Annotated in this window: 18 protein-coding genes; 6 read left to right on the top strand and 12 right to left on the bottom strand. The window is 61.0% G+C overall.

Annotation, left to right across the window (positions count from 1 at the left end; translation table 11 throughout):
* Positions 1-7 precede the first annotated feature (7 nt).
* Entirely contained in the window at positions 8-277 is a 270-nt protein-coding gene (locus HMPREF1219_RS00925; protein ID WP_016457120.1) for a hypothetical protein, read from the bottom strand.
* The gene (locus HMPREF1219_RS00930) at positions 274-672 is read right to left on the bottom strand and encodes a DUF5997 family protein (protein WP_016457121.1); all 399 of its coding nucleotides are present in this window, start codon (positions 670-672) and stop codon (positions 274-276) included. The genes HMPREF1219_RS00925 and HMPREF1219_RS00930 overlap by 4 nt, the downstream gene beginning before the upstream one ends.
* 18 nt (positions 673-690) lie before the next feature.
* On the opposite strand from HMPREF1219_RS00930, the gene HMPREF1219_RS00935 reads away from it, so the two are divergent.
* The 3 genes from HMPREF1219_RS00935 (at position 691) to phoH2 (ending at position 3,983) form a co-directional block, all read left to right on the top strand.
* Entirely contained in the window at positions 691-1,464 is a 774-nt protein-coding gene (locus HMPREF1219_RS00935; protein ID WP_016457122.1) for a hypothetical protein, read from the top strand.
* Positions 1,465-1,616: 152 nt separating this feature from the next.
* Positions 1,617-2,261 (top strand): LGFP repeat-containing protein, encoded by a 645-nt coding sequence (locus HMPREF1219_RS00940; RefSeq protein ID WP_016457123.1) that lies wholly within the window; start codon positions 1,617-1,619, stop codon positions 2,259-2,261.
* A gap of 333 nt (positions 2,262-2,594) precedes the next feature.
* Positions 2,595-3,983: an RNA 5'-3' helicase PhoH2 gene (phoH2, locus tag HMPREF1219_RS00945; RefSeq protein WP_016457124.1), complete on the top strand. Its 1,389-nt coding sequence runs from the start codon at positions 2,595-2,597 to the stop codon at positions 3,981-3,983.
* A gap of 13 nt (positions 3,984-3,996) precedes the next feature.
* Here phoH2 and HMPREF1219_RS00950 read toward each other — a convergent pair whose 3' ends face one another.
* The 5 genes from HMPREF1219_RS00950 to HMPREF1219_RS00970 all read right to left on the bottom strand — a co-directional run bounded on the left by HMPREF1219_RS00950 (position 3,997) and on the right by HMPREF1219_RS00970 (position 9,634).
* Positions 3,997-5,625, bottom strand: coding sequence for an MDR family MFS transporter (locus HMPREF1219_RS00950; protein ID WP_016457125.1), 1,629 nt, complete (start codon positions 5,623-5,625; stop codon positions 3,997-3,999).
* A 182-nt stretch (positions 5,626-5,807) separates the two neighbouring features.
* The gene (locus HMPREF1219_RS00955; RefSeq protein ID WP_016457126.1) at positions 5,808-6,773 is read right to left on the bottom strand and encodes a 5-oxoprolinase subunit C family protein; all 966 of its coding nucleotides are present in this window, start codon (positions 6,771-6,773) and stop codon (positions 5,808-5,810) included.
* Positions 6,766-7,431 (bottom strand): 5-oxoprolinase subunit B family protein, encoded by a 666-nt coding sequence (locus HMPREF1219_RS00960; protein ID WP_016457127.1) that lies wholly within the window; start codon positions 7,429-7,431, stop codon positions 6,766-6,768. The genes HMPREF1219_RS00955 and HMPREF1219_RS00960 overlap by 8 nt, the downstream gene beginning before the upstream one ends.
* Position 7,432: 1 nt before the next feature.
* On the bottom strand, positions 7,433-8,185 hold the full coding sequence (locus HMPREF1219_RS00965) for a LamB/YcsF family protein (RefSeq protein WP_016457128.1): 753 nt from the start codon (positions 8,183-8,185) through the stop codon (positions 7,433-7,435).
* A 150-nt stretch (positions 8,186-8,335) separates the two neighbouring features.
* On the bottom strand, positions 8,336-9,634 hold the full coding sequence (locus HMPREF1219_RS00970; RefSeq protein WP_016457129.1) for an NRAMP family divalent metal transporter: 1,299 nt from the start codon (positions 9,632-9,634) through the stop codon (positions 8,336-8,338).
* A 425-nt stretch (positions 9,635-10,059) separates the two neighbouring features.
* On the opposite strand from HMPREF1219_RS00970, the gene HMPREF1219_RS00975 reads away from it, so the two are divergent.
* Positions 10,060-10,755: a GntR family transcriptional regulator gene (locus HMPREF1219_RS00975; RefSeq protein WP_245554357.1), complete on the top strand. Its 696-nt coding sequence runs from the start codon at positions 10,060-10,062 to the stop codon at positions 10,753-10,755.
* 133 nt (positions 10,756-10,888) lie between these two features.
* Here the strand turns inward: HMPREF1219_RS00975 and HMPREF1219_RS00980 are convergent, their stop codons facing one another.
* Positions 10,889-12,295: a class II fumarate hydratase gene (locus HMPREF1219_RS00980; RefSeq protein WP_016457131.1), complete on the bottom strand. Its 1,407-nt coding sequence runs from the start codon at positions 12,293-12,295 to the stop codon at positions 10,889-10,891.
* Positions 12,296-12,428: 133 nt separating this feature from the next.
* Positions 12,429-13,445, bottom strand: a complete 1,017-nt coding sequence (glpX, locus tag HMPREF1219_RS00985; RefSeq protein WP_016457132.1) for a class II fructose-bisphosphatase — start codon at positions 13,443-13,445, stop codon at positions 12,429-12,431.
* Between the two features lie 403 nt (positions 13,446-13,848).
* On the opposite strand from glpX, the gene HMPREF1219_RS00990 reads away from it, so the two are divergent.
* Complete coding sequence (locus HMPREF1219_RS00990; RefSeq protein ID WP_211212591.1) at positions 13,849-14,400, top strand: DUF4245 domain-containing protein; 552 nt, start codon at positions 13,849-13,851, stop codon at positions 14,398-14,400.
* Between the two features lie 8 nt (positions 14,401-14,408).
* Here HMPREF1219_RS00990 and HMPREF1219_RS00995 read toward each other — a convergent pair whose 3' ends face one another.
* Both HMPREF1219_RS00995 and xseA read right to left on the bottom strand, forming a co-directional pair.
* Positions 14,409-14,708, bottom strand: coding sequence for an exodeoxyribonuclease VII small subunit (locus tag HMPREF1219_RS00995; protein WP_016457134.1), 300 nt, complete (start codon positions 14,706-14,708; stop codon positions 14,409-14,411).
* Positions 14,709-14,830: 122 nt separating this feature from the next.
* Positions 14,831-16,066 (bottom strand): exodeoxyribonuclease VII large subunit, encoded by a 1,236-nt coding sequence (xseA, locus tag HMPREF1219_RS01000; protein ID WP_016457135.1) that lies wholly within the window; start codon positions 16,064-16,066, stop codon positions 14,831-14,833.
* Between the two features lie 133 nt (positions 16,067-16,199).
* On the opposite strand from xseA, the gene HMPREF1219_RS01005 reads away from it, so the two are divergent.
* A complete protein-coding gene (locus tag HMPREF1219_RS01005; RefSeq protein WP_016457136.1) occupies positions 16,200-17,177 on the top strand; it encodes a 4-hydroxy-3-methylbut-2-enyl diphosphate reductase in 978 nt (325 codons plus the stop codon).
* 150 nt (positions 17,178-17,327) lie between these two features.
* Here the strand turns inward: HMPREF1219_RS01005 and HMPREF1219_RS13100 are convergent, their stop codons facing one another.
* Positions 17,328-18,560: a DUF6542 domain-containing protein gene (locus HMPREF1219_RS13100; protein WP_245554358.1), complete on the bottom strand. Its 1,233-nt coding sequence runs from the start codon at positions 18,558-18,560 to the stop codon at positions 17,328-17,330.
* Positions 18,561-18,573 lie beyond the last annotated feature (13 nt).

Genomic DNA, 18,573 nt, shown 5'->3' on the forward strand with positions numbered 1-18,573 from the left:
GCCGGCGTTAGCCGATGATGAGCTCACCACGTAGGTAGCTGATGAGCATCCACGCCGCGGAGATCACCACGATGAGTGAGATCATCACCCACATTGCGATTGTCAGCTTGGAGATCCCGCCGTGGCGGTCGAAGCTGTCTTCGCTGGCGGCATCCAGTTCGTGCCCGTCGTCCAGGTGTGGGTTGAAGGGGGAGGAGTGGACGTGGTCTACCTGGCGGCGGGGCCGCTCCTGGTGCTCCTCGTAACCTTGGTATCCCTCGTGTCCTTCGGGGCTCACTTACCCTCCTCCTTCGGTGCGCTGTGCTCCGCGCGCTTCAGCGCCATGTCCTTGCGGGCCTTGGCCAACCATTCCGGCTGCTGCGCGAGGAGTTCCTTGATCTCAGCCGTGGTCAACGGTGGTGTGAGACCACTGTTTTTCAGGGCTGTGTTGGAAATCCCGAGTTTCTGGGCGACCACTTTGCGGGGGTGGGGCCCCTCGCGACGCAGGGTGGCTAGCCACTCCGGGGGATTCTTCTGCAGCTCGACGAATTCGGCGTGTGTCAACGCGTTCTCCTGGAACTCCGGTGGTGTCGCCGGGAGATAGATGCCGAGTTTATTCGCCGCTGTTTGCGGCTTCATCGCCTGCGAAGACGGTTCGCGGCGCACATTGCTATCGCTTTCACTCACGTGCATAACGGTATCATTTGCACCATGACCATGGAAGTTTTCTTCTGTACTGGCACGGAGCCGGGTAAGTGGTTTGACCGCTACCACGAGAACACGACGCACCCCGAGCTCATCACCACCCGCGTCGATGACGCGTTGGGTGCCTTTCTTACCAGGGTGGAGGAGCGCGCATGTGGCGAGGCAAGCGATGCGTCGGCCCCGGTGCCGGTGGCGCTCGTGCGCCTCCCGGACGTACGGCTCACCGATGAGATGCATCGGGTTGTCCTCTACACTGAGCAGCCGGGTATCGCGGTGGGGAAGGAGACCGAGCTGGCTGAAATGGAGCCCGAGCGGGTGTCTCCTGCAGAGGTCGAGGGCGAGATTGTCAATTGGGCGATCAGTGAGGACCGGCAGGTGGATGTCCCCGCCGTGCGCGACGCCCTCGCCGTCGCCGCTGCGGGCGTGGGTATTGTGCTTGCCCCTCGCCCCCTCCTCAAAGTGCTGTCCAAGAAGCAGATCCGTCACTTTCCGTTTGTCTCCGATCGGTCGACCGACATTGCTCTCGTCTGGCTTGTCGACGACGACTGCGATGCGATCCAGGACCTTGTTGGGACGATGAAAGGTCGCACGCGGGGCTCGTCCCGCGGAAGCGTGAAGGCGGGGGCGAACGCGGCTGCCGGTTCAAAGTCCGGGGCGAAACGTGGGTCCGTGGCGGCCACGGCCTCCACAAAACGCACACGAGGCGGTGGCGGCGGTGACCGCCGGGCCTCTCGACGGAGGAAAAACGACCGGGGACGACGCAATAACAGACGGCGGTGACCGGAACAATTACTCCGTCATTGTTGTATTAGTGCAGGAAGAGCGTGAAAAACCGCTGGTAGTTTTGTTGCAATAATTGAAAATTTAAGTAAACAACCGCATAATGGTTGAGTAATTTGAAAATTGTTACTGCATTGAAATGAGGAATTGTTGTGAAGACAACCACGCTGAAGAAACTCACCGCTGTCACTGCTACCGCCATGTTGGGACTGGGCCTGGCCGCCTGCTCCCCGGCTAACGAGAATCCGGCCTCCAGCTCTGCTGTCGAGTCCGCAGATGCCAAGGCTTCTGAGGAGCAGCAGGCACGCGAGGATGCCAACAAGGTCACCGAAACCAACGTCACCACCGGCACGGTCACCGAGACCGCTTCCGCTACCGGCGAGGGCACCGGTGCTGAGGTTGCTACCACCACCCTGACCGATGCCAACGGTAACGAGGTCAAGGTTCCGGAGGCCATCGCCGATAAGTACGAGGCTCTCGGTGGCGCCGATTCCAAGCTCGGCCACGTCAACGAGGTGAAGGATTACGGCGACGGCCAGTGGCTCGCAACCTTCGAGCGCGACGGTTACAACCACTACCTTGCTTACACCCCCAAGACTGGTGCGGTGCTCATCCACGGTGAGATCGCCAAGCAGTGGCTCGACGCTGGTGCGTTCGCATCCACCGTTGGTGCCCCCACCGACGAAGAGGTCGCCCTGACCGACGGCTCCGGTTGGGAGCAGTCCTTCGTCTCCGGCACCATCAGCTGGGTTAAGGACGCGGCTGGCACCTTCTCTGGTGTTGTCGAGGCCAAGTAGCCTGACGGCGTAACTAAATAAAGCATTGAGTGGCACGCGGAATCTCCGCGTGCCACTTTTTTGTGTGCCCATTGCGGTGGTCCGCCGCGCGGGGGCAAAGTTAACCTGGTGTTCAGCTTACAGCGCTGTGATTTTAACCCAGGGTTGCTACGGTGGGCAGTAGCCGAGAGGAACTCGATGAACCCCGCGCTTCTTGCTTGTGAGCGCACCGGGTGAGGTGAGTCGGCCATCGGTAAGAAAGAAAGGACAGTCGCGTTTCGCTCGGCACGAAAGTTGCCTGCACTACAACTCGGCGCGCGTGTCACGCGTCGCGCTGAAAAAGGATTGTCCGCAATGGTTTCATCAACCTACATAGCACACACCGAGTCGCTTACTGCTTCTGACCCGGCTCTTGACGGCCACACCCCAACCCCCACCACCTCCTACGTATTGGACACGTCCGTTCTGCTCTCAGACCCCTGGGCGTTGCGAAAATTCGCGGAACACGAGGTTGTGGTCCCGCTTGCGGTCATTGGCGAACTAGAGCAGAAGCGTCACCACCCTGAGCTGGGCTGGTACGCGCGGGAGGCGCTCCGGTTCTTGGAAGATCTCCGCAGCACCTACGGCCGGCTCGACCAGCCGATCCCGGTGAGCAAGGAGGGTGGCACCCTCCGTGTGGAGCTCAACCACCAGGACCCATCGATCCTCCCGTCCGCGTTTGCCAAGGACTTCCAAAACGATCACCGCATCCTCGCCTGCGCCCTCAACCTGCAGAAGGAAGGTCACAGGGTGACCCTGGTTACCAAGGACATTCCGCTGCGCGTCAAGGCTGGTGCCGTGGGCCTCGAGGCCGACGAGTACCACGCCCAGGACGTTGTCTCCTCGGGCTACACGGGAATGGCCCACGCGGAGGTGGAGAAGTCCGTCATCGATGCTTTGTACCGCGACGGCGTGGTGGAAGTGGATGCCATCGACACAATTTCCAAGGAGCCGGTGTCCAGCCTGCCGGTTCACTGTGGCATTTCCCTCACTGCGGGCAGCTCCTCGGCGCTGGGCAGGGTCACCCCGCATGGGCTCGTCCGGCTCGTCCGCGGAGACCAGCAAGCCTTTGGTATCACGGGGCGATCCGCCGAGCAACGGATCGCCCTCGATTTGCTGTCCGACGAATCGGTGGGAATCGTCTCCATCGGCGGTAGGGCCGGCACAGGAAAATCGGCGCTGGCGCTGTGCGCCGGGTTGGAAAGTGTGTTGGAACGGCGCCAGCACAAGCGCATCGTGGTGTTCCGGCCTCTCTACTCCGTGGGCGGGCAGAGCCTGGGGTACCTGCCGGGGTCGGAGGACGAGAAGATGAACCCGTGGGCCCAGGCGGTGTATGACACGTTGGAGGGGCTTGTATCCGACAACGTGCTGGAGGAAGTGGAATCCCGCGGGCTGTTGGAGGTGCTTCCCCTCACGCATATTCGCGGCAGGAGCCTGCACGATAGCTTCGTCATCGTCGATGAGGCGCAATCCCTTGAGCGCAACGTGTTGCTCACCGTGTTGTCCCGCCTGGGCAAGAACTCGCGGGTGGTTCTCACTCACGATGTCGCCCAGCGAGACAACCTACGCGTGGGCCGTCACGACGGCGTGCAAGCCGTCATTGAGAAGCTCAAGGGGCACGACTTGTTCGCCCACATCACGCTGACCAGGTCGGAGCGTTCGCCCATCGCCGAGCTCGTGACGGATCTGCTCGAGAGCCACTAGCCAGCGAGAGCGTCTACTTAATTTCCGTCTTCAGCGGCTCTTCCTTGACAAAGGCAAGGATAAGGGCCGCGACGAGGGCAAGCGGAGACAGGACGAAGAAGATCGGAGTAAGGGCATCGGAGTAGCTCTGCTGGACCGCCATCTGGATCGCCTCGGGAAGCCCAGAAAGCATCCCCGGGGTGAGGTTCTCGATGGCGGGTCCGCCGCCTGCTTGTGCCATCTGCTGTTGGACCTCGGGAGGCAGTTGCGCGATCGCCTGGGGTAGTCGCTCCTTGAGATTATCGGTGAGCGCGCCGGTGAAGAGACCACCGACGAGGGCGGAGCCCAGGGTGCCGCCGATCTGGCGGAAGAAGTTGTTGGCGGCCGTTGCCGTTCCCACCTGCGAGAGGGAGAACGAGTTCTGCACGATGAGGACGAGGATCTGCATCCCGATGCCGAGCACGGCACCGAGGACGAGCAGCATGATTCCCACCACCCACAGCGGGGTGTCCGGTTCCATGAAGCTCAGCGCCACCATGGCAAAGAACGTGCCAACCATGGACACCACCGGGTACCACTTGTAACGCCCGTAGCGGGTGACGAGGTTGCCCACGAGCGTGGAGGTCATGAGCATGCCCACCATCGTCGGGGTCATCATGAGGCCCGCCTTGGTGGGAGACATCATGTGCACCATCTGCATGTAGGTGGGGAGGTACGCCAGGGTGCCGAACATGAACACACCGGTGGCGATGCCGGCCAAGGTAGTGAGATTGAAGTTGCGCACGGAGAACACCGACGGCGGGACCAGGGGGTCCTTCACCTTGCGCTCGATGAAGAAGAAGGCGACGTAGAAGACTGCCGCGCTGATTCCTAGGGCGATGATGATCGGGTCGCTCCACTCGTACGTGTTCCCGCCCCACGTGGACATGAGGATGAGGCTTGAGGTGGCCACTGCCATAGTCAAAACGCCCCACACGTCCACGCTGACACGGGCGTGCACGCCGGAATCGTGGAGGAAGTAGACGATACCGGCGATGGCGACGATGCCGAGGGGGACGTTGAGCCACAGGCCCCAGCGCCAGCCCGGCCCGTCGGTGAACCAGCCACCGAGCACCGGACCGAGCACGGAGCTCACGCCGAACACCGCACCCATGATGCCCATGTACTTGCCACGGTCGCGGGCGGAAACCACCTCGGCGGTGATCGCCTGGGAGAGGATCATGAGTCCGCCACCCGCTGTGCCCTGGACGAGCCGCGCCGCGATGAGCATTGTCATCGACTGGGCAAAACCACCGATGATCGAACCCACAATGAACACGACAATGACACCGATGAGGAGGTGCTTCCTGGACATCTGGTCGCTTAGCTTGCCAAAGATCGGCATCGCGATCGTTTGGGCCAGCATGAACGAGGTAATGACCCAGCTCATGAGCTCCACGCCGCCGAGGTCACCGACGATGGTGGGCAGTGCGGTGGAGAAGATCATTTGCCCCAGCGAGCTCATCAGCATGGTGAGCATGAGGGCGATGAACGCGAACCACACCCGCTGGTTATCCGATGGGGAGTGGTGGTGCTTAGAGGCCGAGGCGGTGCTCGACTGGTCTGTAGACTGACGTTTCGACTCGGGTGTCGACGGAGGGTTTTCTAGGCGTTCGTTGTCCACGTAACCTCACTTATTACGCAATGCAAAAGTTTTGATATTATCAATAGCTGATAACGAATGACTAAGCGATACTACGCCGTACCAGAATTTTTGCAAACGTGAGGGCTAAACCCCAGGCAGGGGCCCGCTTCCGCGGGCCCCAACCGAGGATGGACGGGCGGTGGGTGTCGACAAGTGAGAAGCTAGCGCACAGTAAACCGGACCGTATCCCCGGGCCGAAGCTGGGCCACACGGTCGGCGGAACGAGCCGAAAGGACACCGATGACCGGGTACCCACCTGTGACCGGGTGGTCCGGGCCAAAGATGACGGGCTGCCCGTTGGCGGGAATCTGGACGGCACCCCGCACCGTTCCCTCACTGGCAAGCTCGTCATTAATCGACCTCGTGAGCGGCTTAGGCCCCTCCAGCCGCACGCCAATGCGGTCCGAGTTGCCGCTCACAACGTATTCCTGCCACAGGAAATCGAAGATCGCCGTGGTGGTGAACCAGTGCGACCGCGGGCCCAAAATCACCGTGAGCAGCTCCTGCGACCGCTTCGGCCACACCGGGGGTATCGCCCGCACGCGTGGCACCCACGGGTCCTCCTCCACAAAATGCCCCGCGTTCACAACGTCCCCAGCCGCCAAAGGAGCGGGCCCCAGGTTGCTCATCGTGTCCCTCGACGCGCTGCCCAACTCGGTGGGGACGTCGAACCCGCCCCGGATGGCAAAGTAGGCCCGCATCCCGGCTTCCGCACCGGAAAGACGCACCACAGTGCCGGGAACAGCGTCGTACACCGCCTGGGTGTACTCCATCCGCGGACGCTCGCCGGGGTGGGTGATCTCCACCGGGGCGCGCGTGCCGAGAATCGTAAACGTCGTGGCGCACTCGAACCTGGCCTCAAAACCGCCGTGCAAAATCTCGATCATCGGCGCGTCCTGGCTGTTGCCCAGGACGTGATTCGCACGCGCAAAGCTCAGGCGGTCGAAGCAACCTGACGGGGTAACTCCCATCCCCGCGTAGCCGAACCGGCCGCGATCCTCTATGAGCGCAAGCATTCCGGGGTTGATCACGGTCAGCGCCGGGGAAGTGTCCTGCGAACTCGTGTGCACCAGAGTGTCCTTACCATCCTGTCCTACGTGTGTGCCCTGTACTTTGTGATCAGTCATTGCGCACCTCGAAGCGAACAAGCTGGCCGGGCTGGATGAGAGCCGGTGGGGTGCGCGACGTGTCCCACATCTGCAAATCAGTGTGGCCTAACAGCTGCCAGCCCCCAGGGCTTTGCTGCGGGTAGACACCTGAAAACGCGCCCGCCATGCCAACGGACCCGCTGGGAATGCGGGGGCGGGGAGAATCCAGACGGGCGACGGTGGGGAACTCACCGGTGGGGAGCAAATACGTAAAGCCCGGCGCGAAACCGCCGAAGGCCGCGCGCCACAGCATGCCGGAATGGCGAGCAACGACGTCCTCCACGGTCGTCTCCCACATGGCCGCAACCGACTCCAAATCCGGGCCGTCGTACACCGTCGGGACAACCACCACGTCCGCCTCGTCCTTGTCATCCGCCGTGGCGGAACGCTCCACGGAGAGCGATTCCATCTTGGCCACAAAAGTCCTTGGTGGCTGCACCTTGGGATCCAGCATGATAAGGAGGGTGCGGGCGGCGGGCACCATATCCACAATCCCCTTCAGCCCCGCCTCCTGAGCCTGCTTCAGCCGCTGGTGGATGGAAAGCACAGCATCCTGCACGGTCATCTTGGCACCCTCGGCCTCGGCCTCGTCAAAATCGATGAGCACTGCGGCATCGCCACATGGTCTGGCCTTCATACTAGGAACTCACCGCGATCCCGTTCTTTGTCAGCGTGTCCCGTATAGTGCGCACCACGGTGAGTGCGTGCGGGTTGTCTCCGTGGACGCAGATGGAATCTGCAGCCACGGACACCTTGGTTCCGTCCACCGCGGTGATCGGCTCGCCCAACGCGAAGTTCAGCGCTTGGCCTGCGGCCTCGTCCACCGACTCGTGCACCGCGCCGGGTTGGGAACGGGGGACGAGCGAGCCGTCGTTTTCGTAGGCGCGGTCTGCGAAAGTTTCGGAAATGGTGGACAGCCCTGCTTCCTCTGCCCACGCGAGGACCGGGGAACCGGCCAGCCCCATGAGGGCCAACTGTGGATCGGCGAGCTTCATGGCGGCGATCACCGCCTGGGCCTGCTTTGCGTCACGGGCGATGCGGTTGTACAGGGCGCCGTGGGGCTTGACGTATTCCACCTCGGTCCCACTGGCACGGCAGGCGGCCTGGAGGGCCCCGATCTGGTACAACACCTCGGCGGTGAGCTGGTCGAGATCGTAATCGATGAAGCGTCGGCCAAAGCCTGCTAGATCGCGATAGCCCACGTGCGCGCCGATGCGCACGGAGTTCGCCTTGGCGTTGCGGACGGTGGTGAGCATGACGAGCGGGTCACCGGCGTGGAAACCCGTGGCCACGTTAGCACTGGTAACAAGGCTGAGAACCTCCTCATCGTTGCCGACGCGGAAATTTCCAAAACTCTCCCCGAGGTCGCAGTTGAGGTCGATAGTAGCCACCTAAACGTTCCTTTTCATGTACGCGGGCTTAAGGATCCGTAAGTGATCGCTGTGCTACCCACGTTGTTCTTACTTAAGTGTATTTTCTGTTGGCCGCCGTGGGCAGTGGGCTGCCCGCACCTGCCCGTGTGGCCGTGTGCTCCGCGCCCGTTAGAGGATGCTCCAGATGCCGGAAAAGCTCCGGAACGCCAGGTACCACGCGGCCACCAACGCCACGCATCCGAGGCTCACCAGCCACTTCGGGTACTTGTACCCCTTGAGCAGATCGTGCTGACGGAATACCGCGATGTAGAGCATGAGCGTAAATCCGATGGGGAGAACCAACCCGTTGAACGCCCCGGCGAAGACGAGCAGCTTCGCAGGCGCCGTGCCCAGCACAATGAACAGGCCACACGACAAAACGATAAAGGCGATCGTGATGAGGTTCTGCTTCTTCCGGTGTTCCTCGCCGGTGGGGACGATGAACGTGGCGGAGGTGTAGGAGCAGCCGACAATGGACGATAGTGCGGCCGCCCATAGCACCACGCCGAAGAACCGCATTCCCAGGTCACCAGCAGCGGCCTGGAAGGCCTCGGCGGCGGGGTTGCCGTCCGTGCTCAACGTGACACCGCCGGCGACCACGCCAAACACGGCGAGGAAGAGGAGAATGCGCATGACTCCGGTGACGAGAGTGCCGGTGATGGAGCTCCTCGTCACGCTGGGGACGGATTCCGGCCCGGTGTTGCCCGCGTCAAGAACTCGGTGGGCACCAGCGTAGGTGATGTAGCCGCCCACGGTTCCGCCGACGAGCGTGGTGATCGCAACCACATCGATGGTGGAGGGGAGCACCACGTTCTTGAGCGCCTCTCCTACCGGAGGCTGGGAGACGATGGCGACGTAGGTGGTGAGAAGGATCATGAGCGTGCCGAGGATGACGAGCAACCGGTCGAGCGCCATGCCCGCCCGCTTGGACATAAACAGGGCGCAGCCGATGGCGGCGGTGAGAACGCCACCTACCTTGACATCGAGGCCCATCATTGCATCCGTGCCAAGCCCCGCTCCGGCGATGTTGCCGATATTGAACACGATGCCACCAAGGGCGATGAGCACGGTGAGAAGCCACCCGAGCCCGGGGAGCACCGCGTTACCCAGGTTCTGGGCGCGCTTGCCGGAGACGGCGATGATCCGCCACACGTTGAGCTGGATGCAGATGTCGATGATGATGGAGATGACGATGGCGAACGCCATCGCCGCGCCGAGTTTGGCGGTAAAGACCGCGGTTTGGGTGAGAAAGCCTGGCCCGATGGCGGAGGTGGCCATGAGGAAGATGGCTCCCACGATCGCCGACGAGGCTTCCTTTTTCTTCTTCCTTTTCTTGCCGCCTTGAGCTACATCATGTGGGGGAGTTGCGGGGGCAACGGGGGTCCCTGTGTCATTCTCGTTGAAGTTGCGGTGCGACTGTGTGGCCACGTCCGCCTCCTTTCGCGGTGTTGTGAAGTACGCCGGAGGCTTCGGAATGGAAAATATTCCCCTCCGTGAATACCTCGGGTGCATCCCATACTGGCTGCGAACGTCATCATTTGGCTAGCGTGATCGACCGAGCGCGTAATAAGCAGCATGTTGATTGTCAATCCGGCGGTGCGAGAGGGGGTCGACCCGGAAATTCTTTAGCAAAGTTGTTGAACGATGCTTTATAATCAAAGTATAAATTCGACATAAACTTCGTTCAAGCGTTTTTTCGTGCTCGACATGTGGTTAATCTCACTTAAGAGCCATAAGCTGCGTTAAATGGAAGAAAGATAAATATCATGCGTTCTCTCGCCGACACCCCCGGATCCACCCCCGAAAGTGGGGGAGAAAACCTTTTCCGACGTTCTGACTTCGTGGTATCGAACGTGGACGAAGAGAGAACCGCCTCGAACTCCGCCACCCCAAACGTGCGGACCACCGCGGAGATTGCGGCCGATTCCCTCACTCTCAAGATCTTCGACGGCCAGTTTGAGCCCGGTACGCGTCTCGCAGAGGTGGCGCTAGCCGAGGAGCTAGGAATCTCCCGAAACACGCTCCGGGAGGCGTTCCGGCTGCTCGCCCATGCCGGGCTCGTGGTGCACCTGCCCAACAGGGGCGTGTTCGTGCTCAAGACCACGCCCGCGCTGCTCAATGACATTTACTCGTTCCGGCGGGTGGTGGAGGTGGGGGCGCTGCACTTCCTCGAAGGCAACGAGCATTACCTCACGCTATTGCGTTCTATTTACGCGGAACAGCTATCCGCTATTCGTGATAGCAACTGGATGGCGGTCGGTTCCGCCAACGGCCGGTTCCATCAGGCCATCGTCGATGCTGCCGGGTCGGCAACGCTGAGCGAGGCGATGCAGACGATCAACGCCCGTTCCCGCATCGCCTTCCTCCAATACGACGATATCCCCGGCCTCCACGGTCACTACTCCAAGATTAACGGGCAGTTGCTCTCGCTCATGGAGCGTGGGGCGATGAAGGATGCCACCGAGCTCCTGGATCAGTACCTCATCTCCGCGCACAACGAGCTGTTCATGGGTCTCGGTTTTTACAAGACTGAGCTTTTCGACGATTAAACCCCCGTCGCCTCAGTCCGAACCCCAGCCGGTGGGTGGTGAACAACAATAGAAAAATAAACTGTCGCCCCAGGGAACCAGTTCTCTGGGGCGACAGTTGCCTAAAGGCTAGGCCTACCGAAATAAATCCCAATTAGCGGGCGTCGCGGTCAGTGTTGCACATGCTCAACACGTCAAGGCGCTTGTCCAGCTCCTCCTCGGTGAGCTTGTCGCCGTCGACAAAGCCGAGGTCGATGACCGTCTGGCGGATGGTCTTTCCCTCCTTGAGGGCGGTCTTTGCCACCTTGGCGGCGTTCTCGTAGCCGATCGCGGAGTTGAGCGGGGTAACGATCGAGGGCGAACGCTCTGCGGAGTGACGCAGCTTGTCCACGTTGGGCTCGGTGCCCTTGACCAGGCGCTCAGCAAACACGCGTGCGGTGTTAGCAAGCAGGTGAGCGGACTCCAGCACGTTGCGAGCCATCATCGGAATGAACACGTTGAGCTCGAACTGGCCCTGCGCGCCACCGAAGGCGACAGCGGCATCGTTGCCGATAACCTGGGCTGCGACCTGGGTTGCAGTCTCGCACAGCACGGGGTTGACCTTGCCCGGCATGATGGACGAACCGGGCTGCAGCTCCGGGAGGCGAAGCTCGGCCAGGCCGGTGAGCGGGCCGGACCCCATGAGGCGAATGTCGTTGGCAATCTTGTTCAGGCTCACGGCGACGCTGCGCATCGCGCCGGAGAACTCGACGAGGCCATCGCGGGCGGCCTGCGCCTCAAAGTGGTTCTTGCACGGGCGAAGCTCCTCCACGCCGGTGAGCTTGACCAGCTCAGCGGTGACCTTCTCGCCAAACTCGGCCGGGGTGTTGAGCCCCGTGCCCACTGCGGTGCCGCCGATCGGCAGCTCGCCGAGGCGGGGGAGAACGTTCTGGACGCGCTCAATGCCAGCCTCGATCTGGCGGGCGTAGCCGGAGAACTCCTGGCCGAGGGTGATCGGCGTGGCATCCATGAGGTGGGTGCGGCCGGACTTGACTACCTCTTCCCACTGCGTTGCCTTTTCAGCGAGTGCCTCGTGAAGTACCTTGAGGCCCGGGATGAGATCGGTGACCGTCTCCACCGTGGCGGCGATGTGCGTGGCGGTGGGGAACGTATCGTTGGAGGACTGGCCCATGTTCACGTGATCGTTGGGGTGCACCTCCACGCCCTTGTTGTGGCAGAGGGAGGCGATAACCTCGTTGGTGTTCATGTTGGACGACGTACCGGAACCGGTCTGGAAAACGTCGATGGGGAACTGGTCATCGTGCTCGTTGGCGGCGATCTCCTTGGCGGCGACGATGATGGCATCGGCCTTTTCTGCGTCAAGCAGGCCCAGGTCCTTGTTCACCTGTGCACATGCAGCCTTCAGTTGTCCGAGTGCGGAAATCTGCGGGGATTCCAGGCCACGACCTGAGATGGGGAAATTCTCCACGGCACGCTGGGTCTGTGCGCGCCACAGTGCGTCCTTAGGGACCTTAACCTCGCCCATGGTGTCATGTTCAATCCGAAATTCCTGGTCTGACATTTCACTTCCTTGTCTCGACTATGTAAACACCTACTACCTTAGCTGTTTTCGGCGTTCCAGTGCGCCATCTGAGGGAACATGGGCGGCACGAAAAAGCCCCGGCACGAGGCCGGGGCTTGAAGGAGGTAAAACCCTAGACAGACTTGGGGCTGTAATCCACCACGGAGTACTCCTGCAGCTTCTTCAGCTGGTGGACGGACTGGATGTAGCGCACAGTGCCGGACTTGGAGCGCATGACCACGGAACGCGTGATGGCGCCATCCGGGCTGTAGGTCACGCCACGGAGCATATCGCCGTTCGTCACACCGGTTGCAACGAAGAAGCAGTTATCGGAACGGACGAGATCCTTGGTAGTCAACACGGTGTCGAGGTCGAGGCCGGCGTTACGTGCCTTGGCCTTTTCCTCATCGTTGCGGGGAGCAAGAATGCCCTGAATCTCGCCACCCATGCAACGCATTGCGCACGCAGTGATGATGCCCTCCGGGGTGCCGCCGGTGCCCATGCAGATGTCGACGGAGTTCATCGTCTGCGACTGAGCGGCAGCGACGGAGCCTGCGACATCGCCATCGTGAATGAGACGCACCTTAGCGCCGGCCTCACGAATTTCCTTAATGAGGCCCTCGTGGCGGGGACGATCCAGAACCGACACGACGATCTGGGAGGCAGGCTTGTCCTTCGCCTTGGCCACTGCCTCGATGTTGTACTTCACCGGTGCCTCAATATCGATCGCACCAGCAGCCAGCGGGCCAACGGCGATCTTCTTCATGTAGAACACAGCCGACGGATCGTACATCGAGCCACGCTCGGCGGCGGCGAGAACAGAAATGGCGTTCGGGCGGCCCTCAGCCATCAGCGTGGTGCCGTCGATGGGGTCCACAGCGATGTCCACATCGGCGCCACGGCCGGTGCCGACCTCCTCGCCGTTGAAGAGCATCGGGGCCTTATCCTTTTCGCCCTCGCCGATGACCACAACGCCGCGCATCTCCACAGAGTTGATGAGCTTGCGCATCGCATCCACGGCAGCGCCATCGCCCGAATTCTTTTCGCCACGGCCGACCCACCGGCCACTTGCCAAAGCTGCCGCCTCGGTCACTCGGACGAGCTCAAGGGCGAGGTTGCGATCCGGTGCTTCGGGGTGGTTAACAGTCATGAGATAATGCCTCCTACGGGCGATTGGGAGACTCCGGTGCCATGCCGGCGCAAAACACCAGCGTATGTACCAGAGTTATGAATACTTAACTCTCAGGTTACTACTGTCGAACCGTAGAAATGACGATATGGTTATGACCACACGGAAAATCTCGCCCGCTTGAGGGAACGCGCAGTTAGACGCGTGAGAACCAACCAGATTGTGGTGCTAAATCGGGGGTGAATGGCATCCCGGCAAGCCCGAATATCCACATCTGACACACGTCAAACGCGCCGTGGCTGTTTTCGCCGAGACGGCCATCGGCTTCACGGATAGCAAAGTACGCCTCGCCGATCCGGCAACCGCAACCGCAATCGTAACCGTGAATGGTGCGTGGTAAAGAGCGTCTGGCACAATCAGAGCCGTGGCTGAAAAGAAACCCCGGATTTATCAAGGAATGCCGGACATGGTCCTCTCCATGGTCGTGATCGTGATCATCATGCTCATCTCCGTAGGGTTTACCGGACTGTGCTCCTTTAATCCCGGCGTGCCGGAAAACGGGCCGGTGCAACGAGTCGATGCAGCAAATTTTGTGCAGCAGGAGCAGTCCAACTCGACGTTCCCCATCGTCCTGCCCGAGTTGGGAGACGAGTGGATACCGAACTCCGCGCGTCGCTCGGACTTTGCGGGCAACGCCGCCCCGACCGTCGGCTGGGTTACCCCTAACGGTGCTTTCGCCCAGCTCATGCAGACCGCAGCCACCACAGAAGAGATTATCGATTCATACGACGCGCCGTACGAGGAAGTCGGCGCCAGCACGGTGGAAGGCCACGAGGTGCGACTCTTCCAGGCCGAAGGGGAGCGCGACCTGCGCGTCGTGGACCTCGGTTCGCACAGGCTCGTATTTACAGGCTCGGCCGATGTCTCGGAGATCGACGAGCTCATCGCCGCGACGATGAAGGTGTCGGACCGCTAAACGCCGAGCTAGTACTCGGATTCGAAGGGATCAGTTTCCTGGAGATCGGGGGAGGACTCATTCCCCTCTGATTCTGCGTTACCGAGCGCTTGCTCAATCTTCCGTTTCGCACCGCTCAGGTGCTCCTCACACCGCTTCGCCAGAGCCTCGCCGCGCTCCCAGTAGGCGAGCGACTCATCGAGGCCCATTTGCCCCAGCTCGAGCACCCGCACCACGTTCACCAGCTCTCTGCGGGCCTCTTCGTAGCTCAGTTCCTCAACCGGTATAAATTCGGGTCGGTTTCCTGCGCCGATAACTTCATTTGCCATTGTTATTGCTCCTACTCATCGTTTTTTGTGGTAAATGGTGTGGATATTGTTTACGTGAATTGTCCAGCTGTTGCGTGGTTCCAGGCCACTGCGGCGTGCGTTGGAAGAATCACACGGTGCCCCTAATCTGCGGGTGTAGCGCTCATCGTTGCCGCGGTGATGGATCCGTCTGTGACCCTGATCCTCAGCTGACTGCCGGGCGGAGTCTCTTCAATGCTCGTCACAACATGAGTCTCGGTCCCATCGCGAGGAACAACCTGTACCACGGAATACCCGCGCCTCAGGGTTGCTGCGGGGCCCAGAGAGGTCACCCGCGCACGCAGATTAACGATCTCCCGATCCTCCTGTGTGAGGAGCGATGTTGCACACCTGCGGATGCGTTGCACGGCATCGTGGAGGTGGTCCTCTTGCTCGGTGACGATCGTGTACGGATCGCTGAGCACCGGCCGGGAACGAAGATTGTGAAGCCCCTCTTCCTCCCGTTTCACCCAGCCACGCAGCGCGGCCGCCGCGCGGGAGCGCATCTCCTGGATCATGAGCGCTTCCTGGGTAGCATCCGGTACGACGTTCTTTCCCGCGTCCGTCGGCGTCTTCGCCGCGAAATCGGCGACATTGTCCAGGATGGGGTGGTCGGGTTCGTGCCCGATGGCGGAGATGACGGGAGTGGACGCGGCAGCCACGGCGCGAATGAGTTGTTCTCTAGAAAAGGGGAACAGGTCCTCTACTGAGCCGCCGCCGCGGGCGATGATGATGACATCGACCTCAGGGTCGGCATCCAGCCTCTTGAGCGCGGCGATTATTTCCGGCTCGGCGCGCTGACCTTGCACCGCGGTGTTGATGATGCGGAATTGAACTGCGGGCCACCTGTCGTGGGTCACCTTGAGCACATCCCGTTCCGCAGCAGAGTCCCGCCCCGTGATGAGCCCCACGCAGTTGGGCAGCACGGGCAGCGGTTGCTTCCTGTCTGCATTGAACAATCCCTCAGTGGCGAGATCGTGGCGAAGTTTTTCAATTCGGGCTAGCTCCTCGCCGATTCCCACGTGGCGGATTTCGCTCACCATGAGGGAGTAGCGCCCGTTGCGCTTGTACAGGCGTGGCTGCCCATGAACGAGCACACGATCGCCGTTGGAAATCTCGGCGGACATGGCGATCTTCGTGGGGCACGTGAGCTCCATGGAAACGTCATCGTTCAAGTCCTTGAGATACAGGTAGGAGAACGCCCAGTTGCGCTTCATGCTGATCTGGATGAGTTCGCCTTCTACCCAGGCCGACCCAAGTCGGCCGATCCAATCGCCCACAAGATCATTGATTGTGGACACAGAAAACGGGTGTTCGGGGCTCGTGCTCTGCCGTGCCATATCGTCCTTTCCCCTACTTGCACAATGACGTTAAAACGAAGCCTACCGCGTGGCGGTCACGAGCGGCTGGTAGGATTGCTCGCCATGTGGCCCTACTGTGACGAAGCCTGGCAAAACCGGTAGCCTTAAACTTATGTCAGTAGGCAACGAGACACAGTCAGGAAAGAAAGTCCTTCTAGCCGCCCCCCGTGGTTACTGCGCGGGCGTGGACAGAGCAGTAGAGACCGTTGAACGTGCCTTGGATAAGTACGGCACTCCCGTGTACGTCCGCAAGGAGATCGTCCACAACCGGTACGTTGTGGATACGCTGGCCAAGCGTGGAGCCATCTTCGTTGACGAGACCACACAGGTTCCCGAGGGTGCCCACGTTGTGTTCTCCGCCCACGGCGTGAGCCCTGCGGTTCGCGGGGAGGCAGATAACTTGAGCCTGCAAACACTGGACGCTACGTGCCCTCTCGTGACCAAGGTGCATAACGAGGTGAAACGGTTCGCCCGTGACGGGTACACAATCCTTTTCATCGGCCACAGGGGACACGAGGAAGTAGAAGGCACGATGGGGGAGGCCCCCGACACAACCCATCTTGTCGACGGCCCCGCTGGAGTGGATGAGCTGCCAGATTTTGATCCAGATGCCAAGCTCATTTGGTTGTCGCAGACCACGTTGAGCGTGGACGAAACGATGGAAATCGTCAACAAGCTTCACGAGCGCTACCCGCAGCTGGAAAATCCGCCGAGCGATGACATTTGCTACGCCACGCAGAACCGGCAAAGTGCGGTCAAAGCCATCGCTCCCCAGTGCGATCTACTCATCGTCGTCGGCTCGCAGAATTCGTCCAACTCTAAACGTCTCCGTGAGGTGGGCGTGGAGGCCGGGGCAACCGCCGGCTACCTCATCGATTACGCCAACCAGATCGAGGATGAGTGGCTCGAAGGCGTCACCACCGTTGGTGTCACGTCCGGTGCGAGCGTTCCCGAAATCTTGGTGAAAGATGTTCTAGAAACTCTCGCGCGCCACGGGTTCACCGAGGTGGATACCGTCCAGACGGCTACCGAGAAGCTGGTGTTCGGGCTTCCAAGGGAGATCCGTCCCCCGAACAGGGCCAAGCGCTAGGGCAGGGGAGAAAACCCCGACGGGTGCTGTAGAGCGGTGCCGTTGGTGAGACCGCTCGCGCGGGTGCCACTCGAGGCTACCGTGCCCGGCAAAGCCACCAAAACAAACTGAAAGGGCGCAGTCGTCTGACTGTGCCCTTCAACTGTGTTTTTACTGGTAAAGATCGTCATCGACGGAACGGGTGCCATGCGAACCTGTGGTCTCTGTTGAGGGTTCGGAACCACTCGTGCGGCCGTGCCGTCCGCGCGTGCCACTTTCCTGACGCCGCAGCAAATCCTGCACCGTCAGCGAGGACGATGAATCCCGGTCCTTATTTCGTGGCCTCGAGGTAGAGGTGGAAATTCTCCGCGCACGCTGCGCCACCCGACGATTCTTCTCGTCGGAACTGCGTTGCGACTGCACGGCCTTGGTCCGTTCAGTCAATTCGCCACGCTCAGCCCTGCGCAGCTGCAGCCATCGCAGGTATCCGATTGCAGCCGCCCCAACGGTAATCAGAAGAAGGAACGGGAACTGTTGGAACAAAGGGTAGGCGGAGCCTAATAACACGGTGGTGGAGAAATTGTTCGTGGTGTGAGTCTGGGCAACCATCCATCCTGCGATGGGGGTGACCACGGAGAACACAAGCGGAATTTGTGTCACCGCGAGGAATATCCCGCGTGGCTCCACAAACAGGGCAATGATCAAAGAAATGAGACCAAAGGCGGTGAGGTACATCCACCCTAAGGAGCCGGCGTCCATTGACAGCACCGCCCCCGTGAGGAGAGCGGCGATGGTTAGCAGGGGCACCAGCCAAAGCGGGATACCGTGGAGCTTGTCTTCCTCCGCCAGTCGCGCTGTGGTCTGATGGCGTTCTGCCGAACGGGACTGCGCCGTGCGGCGAGAGCTCTTTCGCGTGGTGTGTCGCTGTTCTTGCGGAGCTGCGGAAGCACGTGTCGCCGACGACGTAGCCGTAGCTGCCGTTGGCTGGGCTGGGCTGGATTGACGAGCCGGTGCCGAGGCTTCTTTACGCTCGCGTCGGTACCGAGTCGAGCCACTAGAAGCCACCCTCTGCTGCGATTTTTCCCGCCGCTGAGGTACTCCTGAGTCTTGTACCTTCCTGATCGCCCTCGTTCGCTGGAGATCATCGGGTTTATCCTGGCTTGCCTTGGGCCTATCCTGGCTTGCCTTGGGGAACTGGTAATTCACATCCCACTTGTCAGAAAAGAGGGCCGAGGCTGTAGGAGTGAACGAGTACTTGGATCGCCCGCGTTGTTCGTTGGCATTGCTGCCCGCATTGTCCTGCTCCGTCTCACTGGAAGAGTGAGATGGCGTGCCAAACTGGTGGCGAGCCTCGCCGTAGCTGGAGGCTGTACGTCGTCGGTTTTGCAGCGGTTTGTCTGACACGGAAACTAATGTT

The sequence above is a fragment of the Corynebacterium pyruviciproducens ATCC BAA-1742 genome (assembly GCF_000411375.1).
GTDB lineage: Bacteria > Actinomycetota > Actinomycetes > Mycobacteriales > Mycobacteriaceae > Corynebacterium > Corynebacterium pyruviciproducens.